The organism is Olsenella uli (assembly GCF_016899935.1).
Taxonomy (GTDB): Bacteria; Actinomycetota; Coriobacteriia; order Coriobacteriales; family Atopobiaceae; genus Thermophilibacter; species Thermophilibacter uli_B.
In genome coordinates this window covers 39,572-61,239 of the sequence record NZ_JACJJK010000001.1, presented here as the reverse complement: position 1 = coordinate 61,239, position 21,668 = coordinate 39,572, and the positions used below count along the sequence as shown (strand labels likewise).

The 21,668-nt window shown below is 71.7% G+C and carries 15 protein-coding genes and 1 tRNA gene; 14 read left to right on the top strand and 2 right to left on the bottom strand.

Going from position 1 to position 21,668, the window contains the following annotated elements:
- Nucleotides 1–37 precede the first annotated feature (37 nt).
- Together H6A07_RS00285 and H6A07_RS00280 are read right to left on the bottom strand one after the other, a co-directional pair.
- Nucleotides 38–2,713 carry an ATP-binding cassette domain-containing protein gene (locus H6A07_RS00285; protein ID WP_204812239.1) on the bottom strand — a complete coding sequence of 892 codons (2,676 nt, stop codon included), beginning with the start codon at nt 2,711–2,713 and terminating at the stop codon, nt 38–40.
- Nucleotides 2,714–2,728: 15 nt separating this feature from the next.
- Entirely contained in the window at nt 2,729–3,505 is a 777-nt protein-coding gene (locus tag H6A07_RS00280) for a zinc ribbon domain-containing protein (protein WP_204812237.1), read from the bottom strand.
- Nucleotides 3,506–3,593: 88 nt separating this feature from the next.
- Between H6A07_RS00280 and H6A07_RS00275 the strand changes: the two genes are divergently transcribed.
- From H6A07_RS00275 to H6A07_RS00210, 14 genes are all read left to right on the top strand, one after another.
- Nucleotides 3,594–3,670, top strand: a tRNA-Arg gene (locus H6A07_RS00275).
- A gap of 133 nt (nt 3,671–3,803) precedes the next feature.
- Nucleotides 3,804–6,200, top strand: coding sequence for an HAD-IC family P-type ATPase (locus tag H6A07_RS00270; RefSeq protein ID WP_204812235.1), 2,397 nt, complete (start codon nt 3,804–3,806; stop codon nt 6,198–6,200).
- Nucleotides 6,184–8,850: an aconitate hydratase AcnA gene (gene acnA, locus H6A07_RS00265; protein WP_204812233.1), complete on the top strand. Its 2,667-nt coding sequence runs from the start codon at nt 6,184–6,186 to the stop codon at nt 8,848–8,850. Before H6A07_RS00270 ends, acnA begins: the two co-directional genes overlap by 17 nt.
- Before the next feature lie 11 nt (nt 8,851–8,861).
- Nucleotides 8,862–9,851, top strand: a complete 990-nt coding sequence (locus H6A07_RS00260) for a zinc ribbon domain-containing protein (protein WP_204812231.1) — start codon at nt 8,862–8,864, stop codon at nt 9,849–9,851.
- Nucleotides 9,852–10,014: 163 nt separating this feature from the next.
- On the top strand, nt 10,015–10,563 hold the full coding sequence (locus H6A07_RS00255) for a peptidylprolyl isomerase (protein WP_204812229.1): 549 nt from the start codon (nt 10,015–10,017) through the stop codon (nt 10,561–10,563).
- A 27-nt stretch (nt 10,564–10,590) separates the two neighbouring features.
- Nucleotides 10,591–12,090 (top strand): tetratricopeptide repeat protein, encoded by a 1,500-nt coding sequence (locus H6A07_RS00250; protein WP_204812226.1) that lies wholly within the window; start codon nt 10,591–10,593, stop codon nt 12,088–12,090.
- 10 nt (nt 12,091–12,100) lie between these two features.
- Complete coding sequence (locus tag H6A07_RS00245; RefSeq protein WP_204812225.1) at nt 12,101–13,144, top strand: rod shape-determining protein; 1,044 nt, start codon at nt 12,101–12,103, stop codon at nt 13,142–13,144.
- A gap of 1 nt (nt 13,145) precedes the next feature.
- Nucleotides 13,146–14,180: a rod shape-determining protein MreC gene (mreC, locus tag H6A07_RS00240; RefSeq protein ID WP_204812224.1), complete on the top strand. Its 1,035-nt coding sequence runs from the start codon at nt 13,146–13,148 to the stop codon at nt 14,178–14,180.
- A gap of 12 nt (nt 14,181–14,192) precedes the next feature.
- Nucleotides 14,193–14,747 carry a rod shape-determining protein MreD gene (mreD, locus tag H6A07_RS00235; protein WP_204812223.1) on the top strand — a complete coding sequence of 185 codons (555 nt, stop codon included), beginning with the start codon at nt 14,193–14,195 and terminating at the stop codon, nt 14,745–14,747.
- 8 nt (nt 14,748–14,755) lie between these two features.
- Nucleotides 14,756–16,798, top strand: a complete 2,043-nt coding sequence (gene mrdA / locus H6A07_RS00230) for a penicillin-binding protein 2 (RefSeq protein WP_204812222.1) — start codon at nt 14,756–14,758, stop codon at nt 16,796–16,798.
- Nucleotides 16,799–16,808: 10 nt separating this feature from the next.
- Complete coding sequence (locus H6A07_RS00225) at nt 16,809–18,008, top strand: FtsW/RodA/SpoVE family cell cycle protein (RefSeq protein ID WP_204812221.1); 1,200 nt, start codon at nt 16,809–16,811, stop codon at nt 18,006–18,008.
- Nucleotides 18,009–18,030: 22 nt separating this feature from the next.
- Complete coding sequence (locus H6A07_RS00220; RefSeq protein WP_204812219.1) at nt 18,031–18,960, top strand: hypothetical protein; 930 nt, start codon at nt 18,031–18,033, stop codon at nt 18,958–18,960.
- Nucleotides 18,957–20,834, top strand: a complete 1,878-nt coding sequence (locus H6A07_RS00215; protein ID WP_204812217.1) for a TIGR03960 family B12-binding radical SAM protein — start codon at nt 18,957–18,959, stop codon at nt 20,832–20,834. Before H6A07_RS00220 ends, H6A07_RS00215 begins: the two co-directional genes overlap by 4 nt.
- Nucleotides 20,831–21,607 carry a TIGR03936 family radical SAM-associated protein gene (locus tag H6A07_RS00210; protein WP_204812215.1) on the top strand — a complete coding sequence of 259 codons (777 nt, stop codon included), beginning with the start codon at nt 20,831–20,833 and terminating at the stop codon, nt 21,605–21,607. Before H6A07_RS00215 ends, H6A07_RS00210 begins: the two co-directional genes overlap by 4 nt.
- The last annotated feature ends 61 nt before the right edge of the window (nt 21,608–21,668 follow it).

Below are 21,668 nucleotides of genomic sequence, written 5' to 3'. Positions count from 1 at the left end.
CCACGGGGATGTGACCGGCGGGTTACGGTCGCGCGCCTCAGACGGTGAGGTCGCGCACGATCCCCGCCGGGTCGCGTCGCGCCGCCCTGCGTGCTGGGACGAGGCCGGCGAGCGCGGTGAGCGCGCCGCAGCACGCCGCTGCGGGCAGGCATGCCCAGGCGCCGATCGAGACGAGCGAGCCCATGTTGGTGAACATGGTCACGTAGGAGTTCACGAACGGCCCGAGCGCCCAGGCGAGAAGCCCGCCCGCGATTCCGGCCGCCACGCCTATGAGCAGGTTCTCCCCGAGGAAGAGCGCGGTGACGTCGCCGCGCGTGGCGCCGAGGGCGCGCAGCACTGCGATCTCTCCGGTGCGCTCGAGGGCGGAGATCGAGGTCGTCGAGGCGACGAGAAAAACCGAGAGCGTTCCCAGGACGAGCGAGAGGACCACGAGCACGAGGTCGATCGTCGCGACGGTGGCGTTGGCCTGGTCGACGAGCTGCTGCAGGTCGCTCGCGCAGGACAGACCGCCGTCGCCCAGGCCCCGGAGCCGCGCGTAGTCGGAGACGGCGGCGCGCACGAGGTCGGACTGCTCCGCGTCGCTCACGTAGATGCGCAGCTCGGTGGGCTCGTCGAGGTCGATGCCGCCGAGCCATGCCATGTTCTGGGCGTAGCTCGCGGAGAGGTCGGCCGTCGCGTAGCTCGCCACCAGGCGGGAGAACTCGTCGTCGGAGAGCGCGCGCAGCTCGTCGAGGACGCCATCGTCCAGCTGCGAGGGGTCCCCGTCGTAGCCGAGCCGCGTGGCGAGCGCGCCCGCCTGCTCGTCCGTAAGCGCGGCGAGGACCTCCGTCTTCCCCGTCGAGAGCCCGAGCTCGCCCGCGAGCGCCACCAGGTCGTCGGCGCCCACGTCGCCCCTCGCGAGGCCGTCCTCGAAGCTCCTGCCCGAGAAGACGTCGACGTCGGGGCGGGCCGCCTGCTCGCGAACGACGCCGCTCTCCCAGGCGTCGCCCACGAGGGCCTCGACCAGGCCGGCGTCATAGCCGATCGCCCCGGTGAAGGAGGCGTCCGCATAGCGCTCCTCGGGGCGCACGACCCCGACGACCGTGAGCCGCCGTGCCTCGTCAATGATCTGCGGCAGCCTCACGGAGCTCTCCTCGGTGCGCGCGTCCAGCCAGCGTGACCCGTCGGTGCTGCGGTAGTAGTAGTCCGCGGTCGGGACGATGCGATAGGTGGTGCCGAGAAGGTCCTCGTAGGGCAGCTCGAGGGGTTGCGCGTCCTCCTCGCCCGCGCGCTCGGCGAGCTCGTCGGTGCCCACGAGGCCGAGCTCGGCGGCGACGAGGTCGAGCATCGTGCCGTCCCGCCCGACGATGAGCACGACCTCGTCGGCGGACTCAGGGAGGCGGCCCGCGAGCACCTCGTAGGGCGCGGTGCCGGTCGCGTCGTTTCTCACGAGCTCCTGCATGAGGCCCGTCGACGGGATCCGCGCCTCGATCTCCGAGCGCATCTCGGGCTCCACGAGCCCCGCCTTCGCCAGGCGCTCGCCGAGCACCGGCGACCCGGCGCGCAGGAGCTGCTCGCCCTCGCTGTCGTAGAGGTTGAGCTCGAGGTCGTAGCCGCGCTGGATGTCAAGGACGTCGCCTGCGACCTCGGGATGGGAGAGGGTGAGGTAGCCGTAGAGGTCGCCGAGCGCGCCCTCCGCCGTCTGCGCCCCCTCGAGCGCGCCGAGGGCCCGCGCGCCGGCGTCGCTCACGGTCAGGGCGTCCCCGGCCGCGGCGTCGGCGCCCACGGAGAGGTCGAGCGAGGGGTCCGTGGAGACGACGAGGGGATGGGTGAGCGTGAGGCCGAGCGCGAGCCGCTCGAGGAAGTCGTGGCTCCCCAGTCCCAGCGCGACCATGAGGATCGACGAGAGCGCCGCGAGCGTCACGGCGACGCCCGTGACGAGGGAGCGTCCCTTGCGGCGCATGAGGTGGCGCAGCGCGAGCTGCGCAATCCCCCGGCGAGGAGCCGAGCGCGCGGCCGTCCTGCGCCCGCCGGTCGCCTCCCGCCGGCCCGCCGGCGCGGGCGCCTCGCGGACCGCGCGGCCGTGCTCGAGGCGGACGATCTGGGTGGCGTAGGTGCGGGCGAGCCGCTCGTTGTGGGTGACCACGATGACGAGGCGCTCGCGCGCGAGCTCGGCGAGAAGCTCCATCACGTCCCGCCCGCTCCCCTCGTCCAGGGAGCCCGTGGGCTCGTCCGCGAGCAGGATCGTCGGGTCCTTGGCGAGGGCGCGCGCGACGCTCGCGCGCAGCGCCTGGCCGCCGGAGAGGGTCGCGGGGCGCTTGTCGGCCAGTCCGGCGATGCCACAGCGCTCGAGGGCGCGCTCGCGCAGCCGGGCGGCCTCGAGCGTCGGGACGCCCGCGAGGCTCTGCGCGAGCCGGACGTTCTCCATGACGTTCAGGTGTCCGATGAGGTTGGGGGACTGGAAGACGAGGCCGACCTCGCGCGCACGGTAGCGGTCCCAGTCGCGCTCCGCGTAGTCGCGCGTGTCCCTCCCGTCGACGAGGAGGTCTCCCTGGAAGCTGTGGTCGAGCCCGCCGAGGATGTTGAGCAGGGTCGTCTTGCCACAGCCGCTCTCGCCGAGCACGGCCACGAGCGCGGGGGAGGAGAGCTCGAGCGTCAGGTCGTCGAGGACCACCTGACGCTCGGCTCCGTCACCGAAGGATCGGCTGATGTGCGATGCGACGAGGGTCGCCACGTGAGGTTCTTCTCGCTACTTGGGCAGGACGGTGAGGGTGAGGGTGCCAACGTAGTCACCGGAGAGGGTGTAGGAGCCGTTGGAGCCCGTGATCAGGCACTGCTGCAGGTAGTTGACGTTCGGCACGCAGATCTCGGCCTGCGTCGAGCCCTCGGGGACCTCGGCCCACCCGGTGAACTCCGCGGACCTGCGCTGCCCGCTGTACGGGTCGTCCATCGTCACGCGCGCGGTGAACGACCAGCGCCCGTCGACCCCGCCGCGCGAGGTCGAGTTGGGGATGAGGATCTGGGCCGTGACGTCGAGGTTGCCCGTCGACTGCTTCTGGCTCTCGAGGCCGGAGGACGCGTCGCCCGTGGCGCTGAAGTTGTTCCACGTGACGTTCTCGCAGGTGAAGAGGGTCCCGCCGTCCTGCGCCTCCCGGGAGGTGATGGGGGCCGTGACGGTGAGGGAGCCTCCGGGTCCCGTCATCGTGGCCGTCATCGTGTCCCCGCTCACGGTGAGGCCGTATGAGGCGCCGGGGTTGCTGGGGGAGGCGATGCCGAGGTCGCCCTGGAAGGCGTGCTCGGCAAAGAAGACGTTGTAGACGACGACCGCCGCCACGGCCACGACGGCGACCACGCCGACGACGATGCCCACGACACGCCCCTTGGAGTGCTTGGAGGACACGGGCCCGACCTGTGAGACGGCGCCGGTGGTCGCGGCGGACGCGGCCGCGCCGCCGAGCGTGGCGCCGCAGCCGGCACAGAACTTGGCGCCGTCGGGGTTGGTGGCGCCGCACTTGGGGCAGAACATGGGAGCTCCTCTCGCCGAGGGTGTTTCTCGGATTCTACGCCATTGAGGGTGCCGCGATGTTTCCGATTGGTTATACTGTCATGCGCACGCGCCCATAGCTCAGTGGATGAGAGCGTCTGCCTCCGGAGCAGAAGGTCGTGGGTTCGAATCCCCCTGGGCGCACCACGCACGTTTCGCCCGGGCCCCCAGGGGTCCGGGCCTTTTCTTGCGCGTGCGCCGGCATTCTCTCTTTTTCGTAAGGATTGCGTTTGTGTCGCGGCCGCATGGCACAATGGACGCCTTGAAGGAGAGGGGAGAGATGACGCTGGACGAGAAGAACCCCGAGCTGCGCGGCCTCACGGAGGCCGAGGTCGCCGAGCGCGTGGCCGACGGCCGCACGAACGCCAACACCGATGTCAAGACCAAGTCGGTCCGCCAGATCGTCGCCGAGCACGCGCTCACGCTCTTCAACGGCGTGAACCTCGCGCTCGCCGTGCTCGTGCTCCTCACCGGCGAGTACCGAAACATGCTCTTCATGGGCGTGGTGGGCGCCAACCTGCTGATCGGCGTGACGCAGGAGATCCGCGCCAAGCGCATGGTCGACAAGCTGACGATCCTCACCCAGAAGGAGGTCACGGTCATCCGCGCGGGGGGCGAGCGGGCGCTGCCCCCCTCCGAGCTCGTCGCCGACGACCTCATGCGGCTCGCCCACGGCGACCAGGTCCCGGCGGACGCCGTGATCGTGGAGGGCTTCGTTTCCATGAACGAGAGCCTGCTCACGGGCGAGTCCACGCCCGTCTCCAAGGGGCCCGGCGACGAGCTGCTCTCGGGCAGCTTCGTGGACGCGGGCAGCCTGGTCGCGCGCGTGACGCGCGTGGGCGCCGAGGGCTACGCCGCGCGCATCAACGCCGAGGCCAAGTACGTCAAGGCCGTCCGCTCGGAGATTCAGGCCACGCTCAGAGCGATCATCCGCCTGGGCACCGTCGTGCTCGTCCCGCTCGGCCTGGGGCTCTTCGCGCGGTCCTACCTCATGGACGGCGGGAGCCTCAACGACGCGATCCTCACGTCGGTCGCCGCGGTCATCGGCATGATTCCGCAGGGGCTCGTGCTGCTCACCTCGTCGGTCCTCGCCATCGCGACCTTCCGCCTGGGCCGGCGCATGGTCCTCGTGCAGCAGGCCTACTGCGTGGAGACGCTCGCGCGCGTGGACACGCTCTGCCTGGACAAGACCGGCACCATCACGACCGGGGAGATGGAGGTCGCGCGCGTGGTCGCCGCGCCCGGCGCCGACCCGGCCGCCGTGGCGGGCGACCTCGCCACGATCGTGGGCGCCAACGAGGCCGACGCCAACGAGACCGCCCGCGCGATCCTGCGTCACGCGGACGAGCGGGGCCTCGTCGCGGGGGGCGTCGCGCGCGCCGTGCCCTTCTCGTCCGCCCGCAAGTACTCGGGCTGCGTGACGGCTGACGGCCGCGCGCTCGTGATGGGCGCGGCCGCCTTCGTGCTCGGGGCGGGGCGCGCCGCCGAGGCCGACGCCCTTGCCTCGGGGTTCGACGCCACCGAGCGCGTGCTCGTGGTCGGGGAGTGCGCGTCCTTCTCGCCCGACGACGCCATCGAGGGCGACGTGCGCCTGCTCGGCTGCGTGGCCATCCGCGACGAGATCAGGCCCACCGCCGCCCAGACCATGCGCTTCTTTCTCGACCAGGGCGTCGAGCTGCGCGTCATCTCGGGGGACGACCCGCGCACCGTCTCGGCCATCGCGGCGCGCGCCGGCGTGCCGCTCGCCGATCGCTTCGTCGACGCCACGACGCTCGACACGCCCGAGAAGCTCGACGCGGCCGTCGACGAGGCGCGCGTCTTCGGTCGCGTGACGCCGCAGCAGAAGCGCGAGCTCGTGCAGGCCCTGCATCGTCGCGGCCGGACCGTCGCGATGACGGGCGACGGCGTGAACGACGTGCTCGCCCTGCGCGAGGCCGACTGCTCGGTCGCCATGGCGTCGGGGTCGGCCGCCGCGCGCAACGTCTCCGAGATCGTCCTCGCCGACAACGACTTCGCGCACATGCCGGAGGTCGTGGCCGAGGGCCGCCGCTCGATCAACAACCTGCAGCGCTCCGCCTCGCTCTTCCTCGTGAAGACCGTCTTCACGGCGGCGCTCGCCCTCGTGTGCATCGTGATGCCGCCGTACCCCTTCATCCCGATTCAGATGTCGCTGCTCTCCACGGCCGTGATCGGCATCCCGTCGTTCGTGCTCGCGCTCGAGCCCAACCACGAGCGCGTTCGCGGCGACTTCCTCGCCAACGTGCTTGCGCGCTCGCTGCCCGCCTCGGTCGCCATCGTGTGCGCGCTGTTCGCCGAGCTCGTCGCCGGGCGCGCCCTCGACCACTCCTTCGGGGAGATCTCGTCGGTGTGCACGGTGCTCGTCGCCTGCGTCGGCATCGCGCTGATCTGGCGCATCTCGCAGCCGATGACCCCGCTGCGCGCCGCCCTTCTCGCCGTCATCGTCGCCATTGTTGCGCTTGGGTGTACGGTTGCGGCCCCGTTCTTCGAGATCGTGTCGTTTACGGGTAGCATGGGGGTCGTGATCGTCGCCGCCGGCGTCGTCGCGGTGGCGTTCTTCAACTGGCTGTACGACCGTTCGCTCGCCGGCTTCGAGACGAGCGAGCGCTTCCTCAAGATCGTGAGAAAGGTGGAGGGTGGACATGACGCAGAGCAGTGACCTCGCCGGGGCGGTCCGTGAGGCGCGCCGTCCCGTGGACCTTTCGGCCGGGGGCGTCTCCCGCCTCGCGCACGTCGTCTCGGCCATCCCCGGCGCCGACCGCCTGCCCCGCGCGCTCGTCGTCCTGCTCGAGAACGTCGTGCGCCGCGCGCGCACGGACGAGGACGCCGTCCGCATGGCCGCGGCCGTCCTGGACGCCGGGCTCTCCGGCTCCGCGGGCGACGAGATAGAGTTCATGCCCGCGCGCGTGCTCTTCCAGGACTTCACCGGCGTCCCGGTCTTCGTGGACTTCGCCGCGATGCGCGACGCCATGGTCGAGCGCGGGGGCGACCCGATGCGCGTGAACCCGCAGATCCCCTGCACGCTGGTCGTCGACCACTCCGTGATCGCCGACGAGGCCGAGACGCCCTGCGCCTCCGAGAAGAACGAGGAGCTCGAGGCCGCGCGCAACCGCGAGCGCTTCTCCTTCCTCAAGTGGGCGAGCCGCTCCTTTGACAACGTCGAGATCGTGCCGCCCGGCGGCGGCATCTGCCACCAGCTCAACATCGAGCGCTTCTGCGACGTCGTCACGACCGACGCGCTCGCGACCGGCGACCGGGAGGTGGCCTGCTTCGACACGCTCGTGGGCACCGACTCCCACACCACGACCGCCAACGGCGTCGGCGTGCTCGGCTGGGGCGTCGGCGGCATCGAGGCGGAGGCGGCGGCGCTCGGCCAGCCGGTCTCCATGCTCGTGCCGCCGGTCGTGGAGCTGCGCCTCACGGGCGCGCTGCGCCCGGGCGTCTCGGGCATGGACGTGGCCCTCACGGTGGCCCAGCTCCTGCGCGCCGAGGGCGTGGTCGGGACCATCGTCGAGGTGACGGGCGAGGGGGCAGGCGCGCTCACCGCCACGCAGCGCGCCTGCGTGGCCAACATGACCCCCGAGTACGGCGCCACGGCCACGCTCTTCCCGGTGGACGAGAAGACCCTCGACTACCTGGCGCTCGCCGGGCGCGACGCCTCCGAGCTCGCCTTCGCCCGCAGCTACCTCGAGGCCCAGGGCGTGTTCGGGACCGGCTGCGGCCGCGTCTACGCGCGCACCCTCGAGCTCGACCTCGCCTCCGTCGAGCCCTCGCTCGCCGGTCCCTCCCGCCCGCACGACCGCGTGTCGGTCTCCGGCCTCAAGGAGCGCTTCGAGACCGCCGCGCGCGAGAACGGCCGTTCCCTCGACGAGCGCGTGGAGGTCGAGGGCGCGGGCGCGCTCGGCCACGGCGCCATCGCGATCGCGGCGATCACCAGCTGCACGACCGCCACGGACCCGGCCATGATGGTCGCCGCCGGCCTGCTCGCGCGCCACGCCGTGGAGCGCGGCCTCAGGCCGAAGCCCTGGGTCAAGAAGGTCCTCGCGCCGGGCAGCCACGCCACCGAGCTTCTGCTCGAGCGCTGCGGCCTCTCCGAGCCGCTGCGCGAGCTCGGCTTCTTCACCTGCGGCTTCGGCTGCATGAGCTGCATCGGCAACTCCGGCGAGATCAAGGCCTGCCTCAAGGCGCACGCCGAGGAGCTCGAGCTCACGAGCGTGCTCTCCGGCAACCGCAACTTCGAGGGGCGCATCTCGCCCGACGTGAGCCAGAACTACCTCTGCGCACCCGCCCTCGTCGTCGCCTACTCGCTCGCGGGCACGGTGGACGTGGACCTCACGTGCGAGCCCGTGGGCGTCGGCGCCGACGGGGCCCCGGTCATGCTCTCCGAGCTCATGCCCACCGACGACGAGGTCGCGGCCGCCCTGGCCGGCAGCCTCGACGCGAGCCTCTTTGCGGAGGGCGCGCGCGGCCTGCTCGAGGGCGGCGCGGCGTGGCGCGCGATCGAGTCCGGCGAGTCCGCCACCTTCCCGTGGGACGACGCGTCCACCTACGTGCGCCGCGCGCCCTACTTCGACATCGCGCGGCCCCAGGACGTCGTCGAGGTGCGCGGGGCCCGCGCCCTCGCACTGCTCGGCGACTTCGTGACGACCGACCACATCTCGCCCGCCGGCTCCATCGCGGCGGACTCCCCGGCGGCGCGCTACCTCGAGGCGCACGGCGTGGCGCGCGAGGACTTCAACACCTACGGCGCCCGGCGCGGCAACCACGAGGTCATGGCGCGCGGCACCTTCGCCAACGTGAAGCTTAAGAACGCCCTCGCGGGCGGCCGCGTGGGCGGCTGGACCACGAACCTGCTCACCGGCGAGGTCGAGCCCATCTTCGACGCCGCCGAGGCCTACCGCGCCGCCGGCGTGCCGCTCGTCGTGGTGGCCGGCAAGCTCTACGGCTCCGGCTCGAGCCGCGACTGGGCCGGCAAGGGGCCGCTGCTTCTGGGCGTGCGCGCCGTGATCGCGGAGAGCTTCGAGCGCATCCACCGCTCCAACCTGGTGCAGATGGGCGTGCTGCCGCTCCAGTTCGAGGAGGGGCAGAGCGCCGAGAAGCTCGGTCTTCTCGGCACGGAGGTCTTTGACGTGGACCCGGTTGACCTCTCCGAGGGGCTCCCGGAGCCGCGCACGGTGACCGTGCGGGCCACGCGCCCGGGCGGCGACGTGGTGAGCTTTAGCTGCGTGGTGCGCGTCGACACGCCCATGGAGGGCGCCTTCCTCGCCCGGGGCGGCATCCTCCCGTACGTGCTTGACTCGCTCGTCTGAGGGGGCGGAAGTTGTCCCAGGTCTGTCCGAGATGCGGCGCGACGATGCCCGACGGCGCGGCCTCCTGCCCGCGCTGCCACGCCTCGACCGAGGTCACGCAGAGGATTTCCCTCGACGAGCTGACGTGGTGCCCCGGCTGCGGGGCGCTGGTCCCCGCCGGGGAGCGGGTCTGTCCCAAGTGCGGCCGCGCCGTGGTCGAGGAGGAGCCCGAGCGCCCCGTGCGCCAGCTCGACCTGCCCGAGATCGCCGACGATGCCGACGACGAGGCCGCCTCGGCGAGGACCGGCGTCATGACGCGCATCGAGAGCGCCATCCCGCCCGCCGACGACGAGTCGTCCCCCGCGGCGGCGCGCGATCGCATGCCCCGGCCCCGCGCCTTCGCCTTCGCCGCGCTCTTCGCGGTGGCGATCGTGGGCGGCGCCGCGCTGCTCATCACCCATCCCTGGGACCCCTCCGCCTCGGTGACGCGCGCCTCCGAGCCCGCCGACACCTCGATGTCCGGGTTCCCGGGCATCGTCGAGTCGCTGACCGGGCAGGACCGCGACGAGCAGGGCGAGGGGGACGGCGAGAAGACCCAGACGAGCGACCCCTTCGAGCTGATCGACGACGCCTACGGGCGGCTCGGCGAGCTCGAGCAGGCGGTCGCCGAGAGCGAGGACGCGCTCCGCGACGCCTGCTCGGCGGCAGATACGGGCGCGATCGCGGACGGGCTCTCGCAGGCCCAGTCGATCTCCATCGACGTCTCCAACCTCATCTCCGACGCGAGCCTGCTCGACGACGCCGACGGGGCGTACGCGGAGGACCTCGAGCACCTGCAGACCCTCGGCAGCTGGCTGCGCAACCGCTGCGACATCCTCACCGACGCGTGGCAGCGCGCGGCGGACGCGGACGACCTCGCCGCCTCCGCCGATGCGATCGCGGGCTCGCTCGACGCCGCCTCCGACTACGTGAGCCTCTTCGACGAGAACTACGACGCCTGGCGTCCCCAGAAAGTTGCCTAAAAGGGGTCAGACCCCTTTTTAGCAAGTTTTGCAGAGTCGGTCTGTGGCATGCCTAAAAGGGGACTGACCCCTTTTAGGCATGCCGAATATGTGAAACCTATCGCATACTGCTAGAATCATGGAGTTGAAGAAAACCGCTCCGCCGTTCGAACCAGGAGGCGACATGGGATTCATTCAGGACCCGCTCCACATGCCGGACTACGTCGTCACGGGCGACGAGGTCGCGGTGTTCGACACCTCGAAGGGCGTCGTCCGGGTCGCCCTTGACGGCGCGGGCGCGCCCGTCCATGTGGCCAACTTCTGCGAGCTCGCCTCGAGCGGGTTCTATGACGGCCTCAAGTTCCATCGCTACGTCCCCGGCTTCGTGATCCAGGGCGGCTGCCCCAACACGCGTGACATGACGCCCGAACAGGTCGCGCGCGGCGAGGTCGGCCCCCACGGGCGCCCGGGCACGGGCGGCCCCGGCTATCGCATCCGCCAGGAGTTCACGACCAACCCGCGCAACTCCCACGTCGACCGCGCCCTCGCGATGGCGCGCTCGGCCGACCCGGACTCGGCGGGCTCGCAGTTCTACTTCTGCCTCGGGGCGCAGCACGGCCTCGACTCGGGATACACTGTCTTCGGTCGCACGCTTGAGGGGGCCGACGTCGTCGGCGAGCTCAGGGCGGGCGACGTCATCAACTCGATCCGCATCGAGCACGCCGGCGCCTAGGCGTCGAGAGCCACTCAGGAGGACATCGTGAATCAACAGGCATTTGAATCCGGCAAGCGCGCCTACCAGGAGGCCGACTGGCTCCGCGCGGTCACCCTCCTCGACGGCGCCAAGCAGCCCGGCGAGCTCGCTGGCGAGGTCGACCACCTGCGCGGCAACGCCTACATGAAGCTCGGCCAGTTCGACGCCGCCGCCCAGGCGTATGAGGCCGCGCTCGCCGACGCCTCCTACGGCAAGCGCGGGGCCCTCTCCTGCAACCGCGGCCGCGCCCTGCTGGCCGCCGGTCGCCCGCAGGAGGCCGTCTCCGCCCTGACCGACGCCGTCGCCGACTCCGGCTACGCCACCCCGTACAAGGCCTACATGGCGCTCGGCAGCGCCTACGAGCAGATCGGCGACGTCCGCAACGCCGGCATCGCCTACCGCAGCGCCGCCATCGACGAGTCCAACCCCGCCCCCGCGCTCGCCCTCAGCGACCTGGGGAGCTGCTTCATGCGGCTCGGCCGCGCCGTGGACGCGGTCGAGGCCTACCGCACGGCCCTCGACTTCACCACGCCGCTCGAGGACCAGAACAGGATCTGGTGCGACCTCGCGCTGGCCTACGTCGCCGCCAACCGCATGAACGAGGCCGTCGACGCCTTCGCCCACGCGACCGCCGACGGCACCTACGAGCTCTCGCCCGAGGCGCAGGCGTCCTACGACGCGGCGCGCAAGGCGGTGGCCTCCATCGGCGCCCGTCAGCCCTCCGAGACCGACGCCTTCCTCGCGGCGGCCGGCTACGGCGCCTCCTACGATCCGCTCGACCCGACCGGGGCCTCCGGCGAGCTCATGCCCTCGCCCGAGGACACCGGCTTCTTCTCCGTCAGCGAGGAGGACCTCGTCCAGCAGGATCGCATGGACCGCAAGGTCAAGCGCAAGCACCGCCACACCGGCCTCAAGGTCTTTCTCGTCATCTTCCTGCTGCTCGCGCTTCTCGCCGGCGGCGGGGCCTTCGCCTACATCAACGGCTACGGCTGGCCGACGCAGCAGGCCGTGGCCGAGCAGCTCTTCGACGCCAAGACGCAGGGCTCCGACCTGGCCGCCTACGTCGTGAGCGACCTCTCGACGGCCCAGATTCAGGAGATGTCCGACATCCTGCCCTCTGGCGCCGAGGTGAGCGTCACCGGCGTCGACCGCGCCATGATGGAGTCGACGGTCTACGTCACGGCGACGCTGTCCTCCGGCGGGCAACAGGACTACACGATCGACATGACGCGCGACGGCATCGGCTGGAAGGTGAGCGCCGTCACCCCGGTCTACCTCTCCCAGCCCGACGGCGCCCAGGACGACTCCAACGACAACGCTGACGCCCCGGCCGACACGACGACCGACGTCGTCGCCCACGATGACGCCGTCGACGGCGCCGAGGGCACCGACGCCACCAGCGGCACCGATTCCGATTCCGCCGACGCCACCATCTCCCCCGAGGAGCCCGCAGCCCCTGCCAACGCCGACGCGACGGGCTCCGACGCAGCGGCCGCGACCGAGTAGGACCTCGCCCATGTCGATCATTGACTCACTCTTTGGCGAATACGGCGGCGACCTGGCCATCGACCTCGGCACCGCCAACACGCTCGTCGCCGTGCGCGGGCAGGGCATCGTCATCAACGAGCCCTCCGTCGTCGCGATCGACAAGAGCGAGAGCCGCGTGCTCGCCGTCGGCGCCGACGCCAAGCGCATGATCGGCCGCACGCCTGGCTCGATCATCGCCGAGCGCCCGCTCAAGGACGGCGTCATCGCCGACTTCGACGTCACCGAGGTCATGCTGCGCTACTTCATCGAGAAGGCCCGCGAGCGCCGCTACCCCTGGTCGCCGCGCCCGCGCGTCGTCGTGTGCGTCCCCTCGGGCGTCACCTCGGTCGAGAAGCGCGCGGTCTTCGAGGCGACGATTCAGGCCGGCGCGCGCCAGGCCTACCTCATCGAGGAGCCGATGGCCGCCGCGATCGGCGCCGACCTGCCGATCGAGGACCCCACGGGCTCGATGGTCGTCGACATCGGCGGCGGCACCACCGAGGTCGCCGTCATCTCGATGGGCGGCATCGTCGTCTCGCAGTCCATCCGCACGGCCGGCGACGAGTTCGACCAGACGATCCTCCAGCACGTGCGCGACGCCTACAACCTCTCCATCGGCGAGCGCACCGCCGAGGACATCAAGATCAAGGTGGGCTCCGCGGCGCCGCTCGCCGAGGAGCTCGACGTCGAGGTCAACGGCCGCGACGTCATGAGCGGCCTGCCCAAGACCGTGCGCATCGAGAGCGAGGAGATCCGCCGCGCGCTCGACCGCCCGCTCGACGAGGTCACCAAGGCCGTCAAGGACGCGCTCGACGTCACCCCTCCCGACCTCGCCTCGGACCTCATGTACTATGGCATCCTCCTCACCGGCGGCGGCGGCCTTCTCCGCGGGCTCGACCAGCGCCTGCGCGAGGAGACCGGGGTCCCGGTGAACGTCAGCCCCACCGCCCTCGAGAACGTGGTCAACGGCTGCGCCAAGGTCCTCGAGGCCAACGCGCTCTCGGGCGGCTTCGTCCAGAGCACGGGCCAGTAAGGTGCCGCTCTCCTCGAAGGGTCGCGGCGCGGCCCCGACCCTTGGCACAGCGAAGAAGCGATCTGGCGGCGGGCGCGAGCTCGTCGTGTGCCTCGTCCTCTCCGTCGCGCTGTTCACCCTCAGCTGCCAGTCGGGCGGGACCGGCCCGCTCGAGGCGGTGCGCGGGGCGTTCCAGACCGTGACTGCGCCGGTCCGCACGCTCGGCGCTACCGTGACCGCCCCGATCCGCGGCCTCGGGAACGTCTTCGCCAACCTCACCGCCGACCAGGCGACGCTCTCCGAGCTCCAGGCCGAGGTGGACGAGCTGCGGGCGAGAAACGCCGAGCTCGAGGAGGACGCCGGCTCCGCCCAGCGGCTGCAGGACCTTCTCGACCTGCGCGACTCCAACAATCTCCAGTCCACCGCCGCGCGCATCATCTCCGGCTCGACCGACTCGTGGTCGTCCACGGTGACGCTCGACAAGGGCTCGTCCTCGGGCCTGACCCCGGGCATGCCGGTCACCACCTCGAGCGGCGTCATCGGGCAGATCATCTCCTGCAGCGCCTCCACCTCGACGGTGCGGCTCCTGTCCGACGAGAGCTCGTCGATCTCGGCCATGATACAGTCGAGCCGGGCGCAGGGCATGCTCTCCGGCTCGGCGGACGGCGAGGTCCACCTCGAGCTCGTCTCCACCGGCCAGGAGGTCAACGCCGGCGACGTCGTCGTGACGAGCGGCCTGGGCGGCGTGTTTCCCAAGGGGCTCCCCATCGGCGAGGTGGTGAGCGTCACCAGCAACCCGGGCGACCTCTACCTCGACATCGTGGTCGAGCTCTACGCGGACACGACCCGCTCGGAGGAGGTGCTCGTCATCACCTCGATCACGGAGGACCAGCGGGCGAGCGCCGAGGACATCGCCGAGGCGGACGCCCAGGAGCACACCACGGACGCCGACGCGTCCGGTCAGGACGACGGCTCCGATGACGAGGGCCAGGACCAGGGCGCCGATGACGGCGAGGGCGACGCCCCCGCCTCCGGCGACGCCTCGGCGAGCGAGTAGGGAGGGGGAGCCATGCGCGTTGCGGACCGGGGCCGCGAGTCCCGCACGACGGTCGTGATGGCCGTGCTCTGCCTCGTCTTCCAGCTCACGCTGGCGCCCAACGTGGCGCTCGGCAACGGGCGGGCCAACTTCGCGCTCGTCTTCACGGTCTGCTACGCGCTCTTCTCCGGGCGCGGGGGCGCGCCGGTGGCGGGCTTTCTCGCGGGCCTGCTCTTCGACCTCTCCTCCACGGGCCCGATCGGCCTCATGGCGTTCTGCCTCACGGTCGCCGGCGCCCTGCTCGGCATGAGCGCGCGCGAGCGGCTCGCGGGCGACCTCGCGTCCTCGGTCGTCCACGCGGCGGCCGTCTCGCTCGGCGTCTCCGTGGTCTACCACCTCGCGATGCTCCTCGTGGGCCAGGCGTCCTCCCTCGTTGACGTGCTCTTCCTGCGGGCCCTCCCCACGGCCCTGCTCACGGTCGTCTTCTTCCTGCCGTTCGCCTACTACTTCTCCCGCGTGCGCACGCACGGCTCCGGGCTCGGCGGAGGGCGCCCGCGCGGCGGCTCGCTCGGCCGCCACGGTCTGTAGGGACCCCCATGGACGTCTCCCTCGTCATCGTCATCGTCTGCGCGGTGCTCGCGGTTGCGCTCGTCGTGGTGTTTCTCATCTTCGGGCGCTCCGAGGCCAACTTCACCTTCGACATCGGCGGCGCTGCCCCGCGCGCCTCGGGCGGCGCGGACTCCTCGGGCGAGAAGACCGCCTCCTCGCGGCTCGTCGGACTCGCCGTCGGGGTGGGCGCCGTCTTCAGCGTCCTGCTCGCCCGTCTGTGGTCGATGCAGCTCGTCTCCTCGGAGGACTACGTCGAGCAGGCCGAGAAGAACCGGCGGGGCACGATCTACACGCAGGCCCCGCGCGGGCGCATTCTCGACCGCAACGGCGTCGAGATCGTCGGCAACCGCGCGAGCCTGACGGTGGTCGCCGAGGGCGACGTCATCGACGACGACGTGGAGGTCCAGCTGCTCGCCAACCTCATCGGCATGCCCGCGCAGGCGGTCCGCCGCAAGCTCCAGGACACGACGGACGGCTACCAGAGCCCGCGCACGGTCTCCGTGGACGTCTCGCGCCGCGTCGTCGCCTTCATCGGCGAGCACCCCGAGGCGTTTCCCGGCGTCTCCGTGCAGCAGCGCACGCAGCGCTCCTACCCGCAGGGGTCGCGCGCCGCGCACGTCGTGGGCTACGTCGGCACCGTGACCGAGGAGCAGCTCGAGAAGGGCGACGACGCCGCGGACGGCGCGGTCACCTACCGCTCGGGCGACGTCGTGGGCCAGTCCGGCGTCGAGCTCTCCTACGAGAACGTGCTCGCCGGGACGCGCGGCGAGCAGACGGTCTTCGTCGACGCCGAGGGCAACGTCCTCGGCTACTCGACCAACATCGAGCCCGAGAGCGGCTCGGACGTCGTGCTCACGATCGACTCCGAGGTGCAGCGCGCCGCCGAGGAGTCCCTCGACAAGGTCGTGACGACGCAGCGCGAGGCGGGGCAGAACTGCGTCGCCGGCTCGGTCGTCGCGCTCGACTGCACCAACGGCGAGGTGCTCGCGATGGCGAGCTACCCGACCTTCTCGCCCAACGTCTTCACCGGCGGCATCTCCCAGGCGGACTGGGACGTCCTGTCCGCCGAGGACTCCAACTACCCGCTCCTGAACCGCGCCATCTCCGGCCAGTACCCCTCCGGCTCCGTCATCAAGCCGCTCACGGCCTTCGCCGCGCTCAACTTTGGCGTGGCGACGGCCGACTCCTCGTGGTACTGCTCGGGCTGGTGGTCGTGGACGGGCAGCGCCGAGGACGGCACGGTGATGAAGTGCTGGCAGGAGTCGGGCCACGGCTCCGTCAACCTGGTCTCCGGCATCACCTACTCCTGCGACATCGTCTTCTACGAGATCGGCAAGGGGTTCTACTACGCCGACGACCCCGAGGGCATGCAGGAGACCTTCCGCGCCTACGGCCTGGGCGCCGTCTCCGGGATCGACCTTTCCGGCGAGGCGGCCGGGCGCGTGCCCGACGCCGCGTGGAAGCGCGAGTACTACAAGGAGCTCGGCTACTCGGACGAGGACAGCTCCTGGAAGGGCGGCGACAACTGCAACATCGCCATCGGCCAGGGCGACATGCTCGTCACCTGCCTGCAGATGGCCGACGCCTACGCGAGCATCGCCAACCGTGGCCCGGTCTGGAAGCCCCACGTGCTCAGGGGCGTCCGCGCCAAGGTGGGGGAGGGCTTCGTCTCGGAATACAAGCCCGAGCAGATCCTCGACGTCGAGGAGGACCAGAGCTACCGCGACCTCGTCGAGCGGGGCCTGTGGGGAGTTATCTACGAGGAGTCGCCGTCCCAGACGGAGCACTGGACCAACATGAGCGTGTCCGTGGCCGGCAAGACCGGCACGGCCGAGCAGATCGCCGCGGACCGCAACGTCTGCTGGTTCGCCTGCTACGCCCCCTCCGACGACCCCAAGTACGTCGTCGTCGCCAACGTGGACGGCGGCGACTGGGGCTCCTCGACGGCCATGCTCGTGGCGCGCGACACGCTCGGGGCGATCTACGGCGAACCGGACACCGCCACGTCCGTCTACGCGGCGGGGGACTAGGGAGGCAGGCATGGCATCGATCGTCAGCGAGGCTTCCTCCGCCGCGACCGCGGTTGGCGGGCGCCACGCGCGCGGAGCGGCGAAGATGGGGCGCCCGGCCGGGCCGCTCGACAACCTCTACCTCTCGCAGCTCATCCCGGCCCTGCTCATCGTCATCGCCGGGGTCATCACGATCTTCTCGGCCTCGCTCTCCATCCCCGAGGCGAGCTTCCCGAGCCACCTCGCCGGCATCGCGATCGGCCTCGTCGTGGCCGTCGCGATCTGGCGCTACGACTGCCGCGCGCTCGCCAACATGACCACGGCCCTCTTCGTCCTCGCCTGTGTGCTGATGGTGCTGCCCCGCGTGCCGGGCCTCGGCTACGAGGGCGGCCTCGGCATGGTCGGCTGGGTGAAGCTCGGTCCCATCCGCTTTCAGCCCTCCGAGCCCGGCAAGATCGTGACCATCTTCCTCATGGCCTCCGCCTGCGCCCAGTACAACGGCAAGATCGAGTCGTTCCGGGACTACGCGCGGCTCTGCGGGACGCTGCTCGTGCCGCTGCTGCTGATCCTGACGCTCGACCTGGGCACCGGCCTCATCATCTTCTTCATCGGCGCCACGGTGATCATCGTGAGCGGCGCGCCGCGCACCTGGGTGCTGCTCACCATCGCGCTGATCGTGGGCGTCGCCGCGCTCGTGGTCGTCACCTCGATGATCGACGGGCTGCCTCACATCCTCAAGGAGTACCAGCTCAAGCGCCTCATCGTCTTCGTGGACCCGAGCGTCGACCCCACCGGGGACGGCTACAACCTCCAGCAGGCCATGATCGCCGTCGGCTCGGGCGGCCTGTTCGGCAAGGGCTTCGGCAACGCCACCCAGGCGCTGAACGGCTTTGTCCCCGAGGCACAGACGGACTTCGTGTTCTCCCTGTTCGCCGAGCAGTTCGGCTTCGTCGGGTCCGTGCTGCTGCTCGGGCTCTACGCGTGGATGATCCTCTCGACGGTCCTGCTCGCCATGAGGACCGAGAACCACTTCACCAAGCTCGTGCTCGTGGGCTGCGTCGCCATGTGGACGTTCCAGGTGCTGGAGAACGTGGGCATGTGCCTCGGCATCATGCCGATCACGGGCATCCCGCTGCCCTTCGTCACCTATGGCTCGTCCTCCATGGTGGTCCAGCTCATGTCGGTGGGGATCGTGCAGTCCATCTGGAGGCACCGGCAGAAGGCGGCCTAGGCCGCAGGATTGGAGCGTGAACGTGGCACACAGGGTCTGGTCGGTCGGAAGGGTCGCGGAGGTCGCGGGCTTTGCGCGCGCCGCCTCGCGCGGGCGGGACGAGCGCGTGCTCGTGCGCGTGCTCGTGGACCCGGCGTGTCCGCGCGAGCTCACGTGCGCCGTGAGGGACGCCCTCGTCCCGGAGCGCCCGGGGGCCGTGGTGGAGGTGCTCCCGCTCGCCGGGGCCGCGCCGGGGCCGGAGGCGCCGGACGCCGTGCTGGCGCTCGTGGGGCCCGACTCGCCCCGGGAGCCCCTGCTCGCCCACGCCCGCGCGGGGGCGCCCGTCGCGCTCGTGGTCGAGGGCCTGCTCGAGGCGCCGCGCCTGGCCCCGGACGAGCTTGGCGCCGCGTCGGTCGACGTCGTGGCCGCCTCGAGCACGGAGGCGCTGGGCGACAAGCTCGCGGCGTGGCTCGCCTCCGTCACGGACAAGCCCCTCGCGCTCGCCGCCAACTTCCGCTTTTGCCGCCGCGCGGTCGTCGACGCGCTCGTCTCCCGCTGCGCGCTCGAGAACGCCGCCGTGGGCGCCGTGCGGCTCATCCCCGGCTCCGACCTGCCGGTGATGACCGCCAACCAGCTCCGGCTCGCCCTGGACGTTGCCGCCGCGTACGGCCGGCCGCTCGAGCCGGCCCGCGCCGCCGAGCTGCTCGGGGTGACCGGCGCCGCGCTCGGCTGGCGCTCCGTCGCACGGGCCCTGCTCGGCGCCCTGCCGGGGCTCGGGGTGCCGCTGCGCGCGGGCGTCGCCTACGCGGGCACCCTCGCGACCGGCACGGCCCTGCGCCTGAGGTTCGAGGCCGCCGACCGTCCCGGCGGCCCTGCGGGCGCGACGGAGGGGGACCTGCGGCCGCAGGTCCTTCTCGACACACGGGGCGACGAGGGGGACGGCTACGTCACGATCGGGGGCGATCCGGCATGAGGGCGCGGCGCGAGAACCTCTTCCATCTGATCGAGCCGCTGCTCGCGCACGTGGAGCACCCGGCCCGCTACCTCGACCACGAGTGGGGCGCCTGCGAGGAGCAGGACGGCCCCTTCCACCTCTGCATGGTCTACGCGGACGTCTACGAGGTCGGCCAGCCCAACCTCGGCATGGCGATCCTCTACAATCAGGTGAACGCCCAGGAGGGCATGAGCTGCGAGCGCTGCTACCTGCCGTGGAAGGACATGGCGGGCCTCATGCGCGAGAAGGGCGTGCCGCTGCTCTCGCTCGAGGGCGCGGCGCCGCTCGCCTCCTTCGACGCGATCGGCTTCACGCTCGCGCACGAGCTCATCGCCACGAACGTCCTCGAGACGCTCGACTTGGCCGGCGTCGCGCTCACCTCCGCCGAGCGCGACGAGGACGACCCGATCGTGCTCGCGGGCGGGCCCTCGGCCTGGAACTGCGAGCCGCTCGCGGAGGTCTTCGACGCGGTGCTGCTCGGTGACGGCGAGGAGTCGATCGTCGAGGCCTGCGCGTGCATCCGCGACGCGCGCGCCGAGGGCGTGCCGCGCGCGGAGCTGCTGCGCCGCCTCGCCAGGGTCCCCGGCACCTACGTCCCCTCGCTCTACGAGGTGCGCGTCGACGAGACCTCCACGCGCTGGGGCTACGCCGTGCCGCGCGCGGGGGAGGACGCCCCCGAGGTCGTGCTCAAGCGCTGCGTCCCTGACCTCGCCGCGACGGAGGCGATGGCCCAGCGCATCGTCCCGTACGCGGGGATCGTCCAGGACCGCCTCTCGCTCGAGGTGCTGCGTGGCTGCGCGCGCGGCTGCCGCTTCTGCCAGGCGGGCATGACGTACCGCCCGGTCCGCGAGCGCCCGGCCGAGCAGGTTGTGGACTGCGGGGCGGAGGGGCTTCTCGCGAGCGGGCACAACGAGATCTCGCTCTCCTCGCTCTCCACGACGGACCACTCCCAGTGCGCGGAGATCCTGGGCGGCCTGAACGGGCGGCTCGCGGGCAGGGGCGTGCGCGTCTCGATCCCCTCGCAGCGCCTCGACTCCTTCGGCGTAGAGATGGCCGCCGCCGTGGCCGGCGCGCGGCGGGGCGGCCTCACCTTCGCGCCCGAGGCCGGCAGCCAGCGGCTGCGCGACGTCATCAACAAGAACGTGACCGAGGACGACATCGAGCGCGCCGCGAGAAACGCCTACGAGGCCGGCTGGCGCCGGATGAAGCTCTACTTCATGATGGGACTTCCCGCCGAGACCGACGAGGACGTGGTGGGCATCGCGCGGCTCGCCGAGCGCGTGCTCGAGATCGGCCGCGAGGTCGTGGGGCGCGGGCGCAAGAGCGGCGTCTCGGTCTCCATCTCGGTGGCCGTCCTCGTGCCCAAGGCCTACACCGCCTTCCAGTGGGTCGGCCAGCTCGACCCGGACGAGGTTCGGCGCCGCCAGCAGCTGCTGCTCCACGAGGTGCGCGACCAGGCGATTCGCGTCTCCTACCACGACGCCGACGTCTCGCTCGTCGAGGGGGCGCTCTCCAAGATGGGGCGCGCCGGCTTCGCGCTCGTGCGGCGGGCCTGGGAGCTCGGCTGCCGCTTCGACGCCTGGACGAGCGAGTTTCGCTTCGACCTCTGGCAGGAGGCCGCCCACGCGTGCGGGCTCGACCTCGTCGACGTCGCCTGTGAGGGCTTCCCGCTCTCCGCGCGGCTGCCGTGGGACCACACCTCGCCGGGGGTCGACAAGGGCTACCTGCAGCGCGAGTGGCTGCGGGCGACCGAGGGCGTCACGACGCCCGACTGCACGCGTGAGAGCTGCACCGGGTGCGGGGTGTGCCCCGCGCTCGGCGTTCGCAACGTCATCCAGGGGGTGAGGTCGTGAGCCGCCCCCAGCCCCAGCCCTGCGGCGCGCGCCCGCAGGACCTTCCGGTGAAGGCCGACCTCGCGCGGCTGCGCGTGGAGTACGTCAAGGACAGCCGCCTGGCCTACCTCGGCCACCTCGACCTCATCGCCACCATCGAGCGCTGCGTGCGCCGCGCGGCGCTGCCTTTCTCGATCGGCAACGGCTTCGCCCGGCGCATGCGCGTGCAGTTCTCCGGCGCGCTGCCGGTCGGCGCGAGCTCGTCGTGCGAGTACTACGACCTGCGGCTCGACGAGCCCGTCGGGGAGGCCGAGGCCCTCGAGCGCCTGCGCGCGGCGACCCCGCCCGCCCTCGCCCCGACGCGCGCCGCCTACGTCGCCGGGCGCCTGCCGGCGCTCGAGGCGTGGCTCGACCGCGCGTCGTGGGAGGTCGTCTGCTCGGGCGCGTCCTTCTCGGCCGCCGATCTGGCCGACGCGCTGGGGCGCCTGCGCTCCAGGGGCGAGCTCACCTACCTGCGCGGGGAGCGGGAGAAGCGCGTCGACCTCTCCGCGACCCTCGTGGGGCTCTCCGTGGGGGAGGGCGCGGACGGCGTGCGCCTCACGCTCGAGACGCGCACGGCGGCGTCTGCGGCGCTGCGCCCGAGCGTTCTTCTCACCGCCGCGCTCCGGGAGGCGGGGCTTTCCGAGCCGGCATCGGTCAGCGTGCGGCGCACGGGCCAGTGGCACGAGGAAGATGGGCGTCTTGTGGAACCTTTCGACGCCTTGTGCCAGCCGGGCGCGACACCTTTATCCTGAGCAAGGTCGCATCGTCTGGGCGCGGCCCGCGCTGCCGTCTTTTCCCTTACGGTATCCGCAG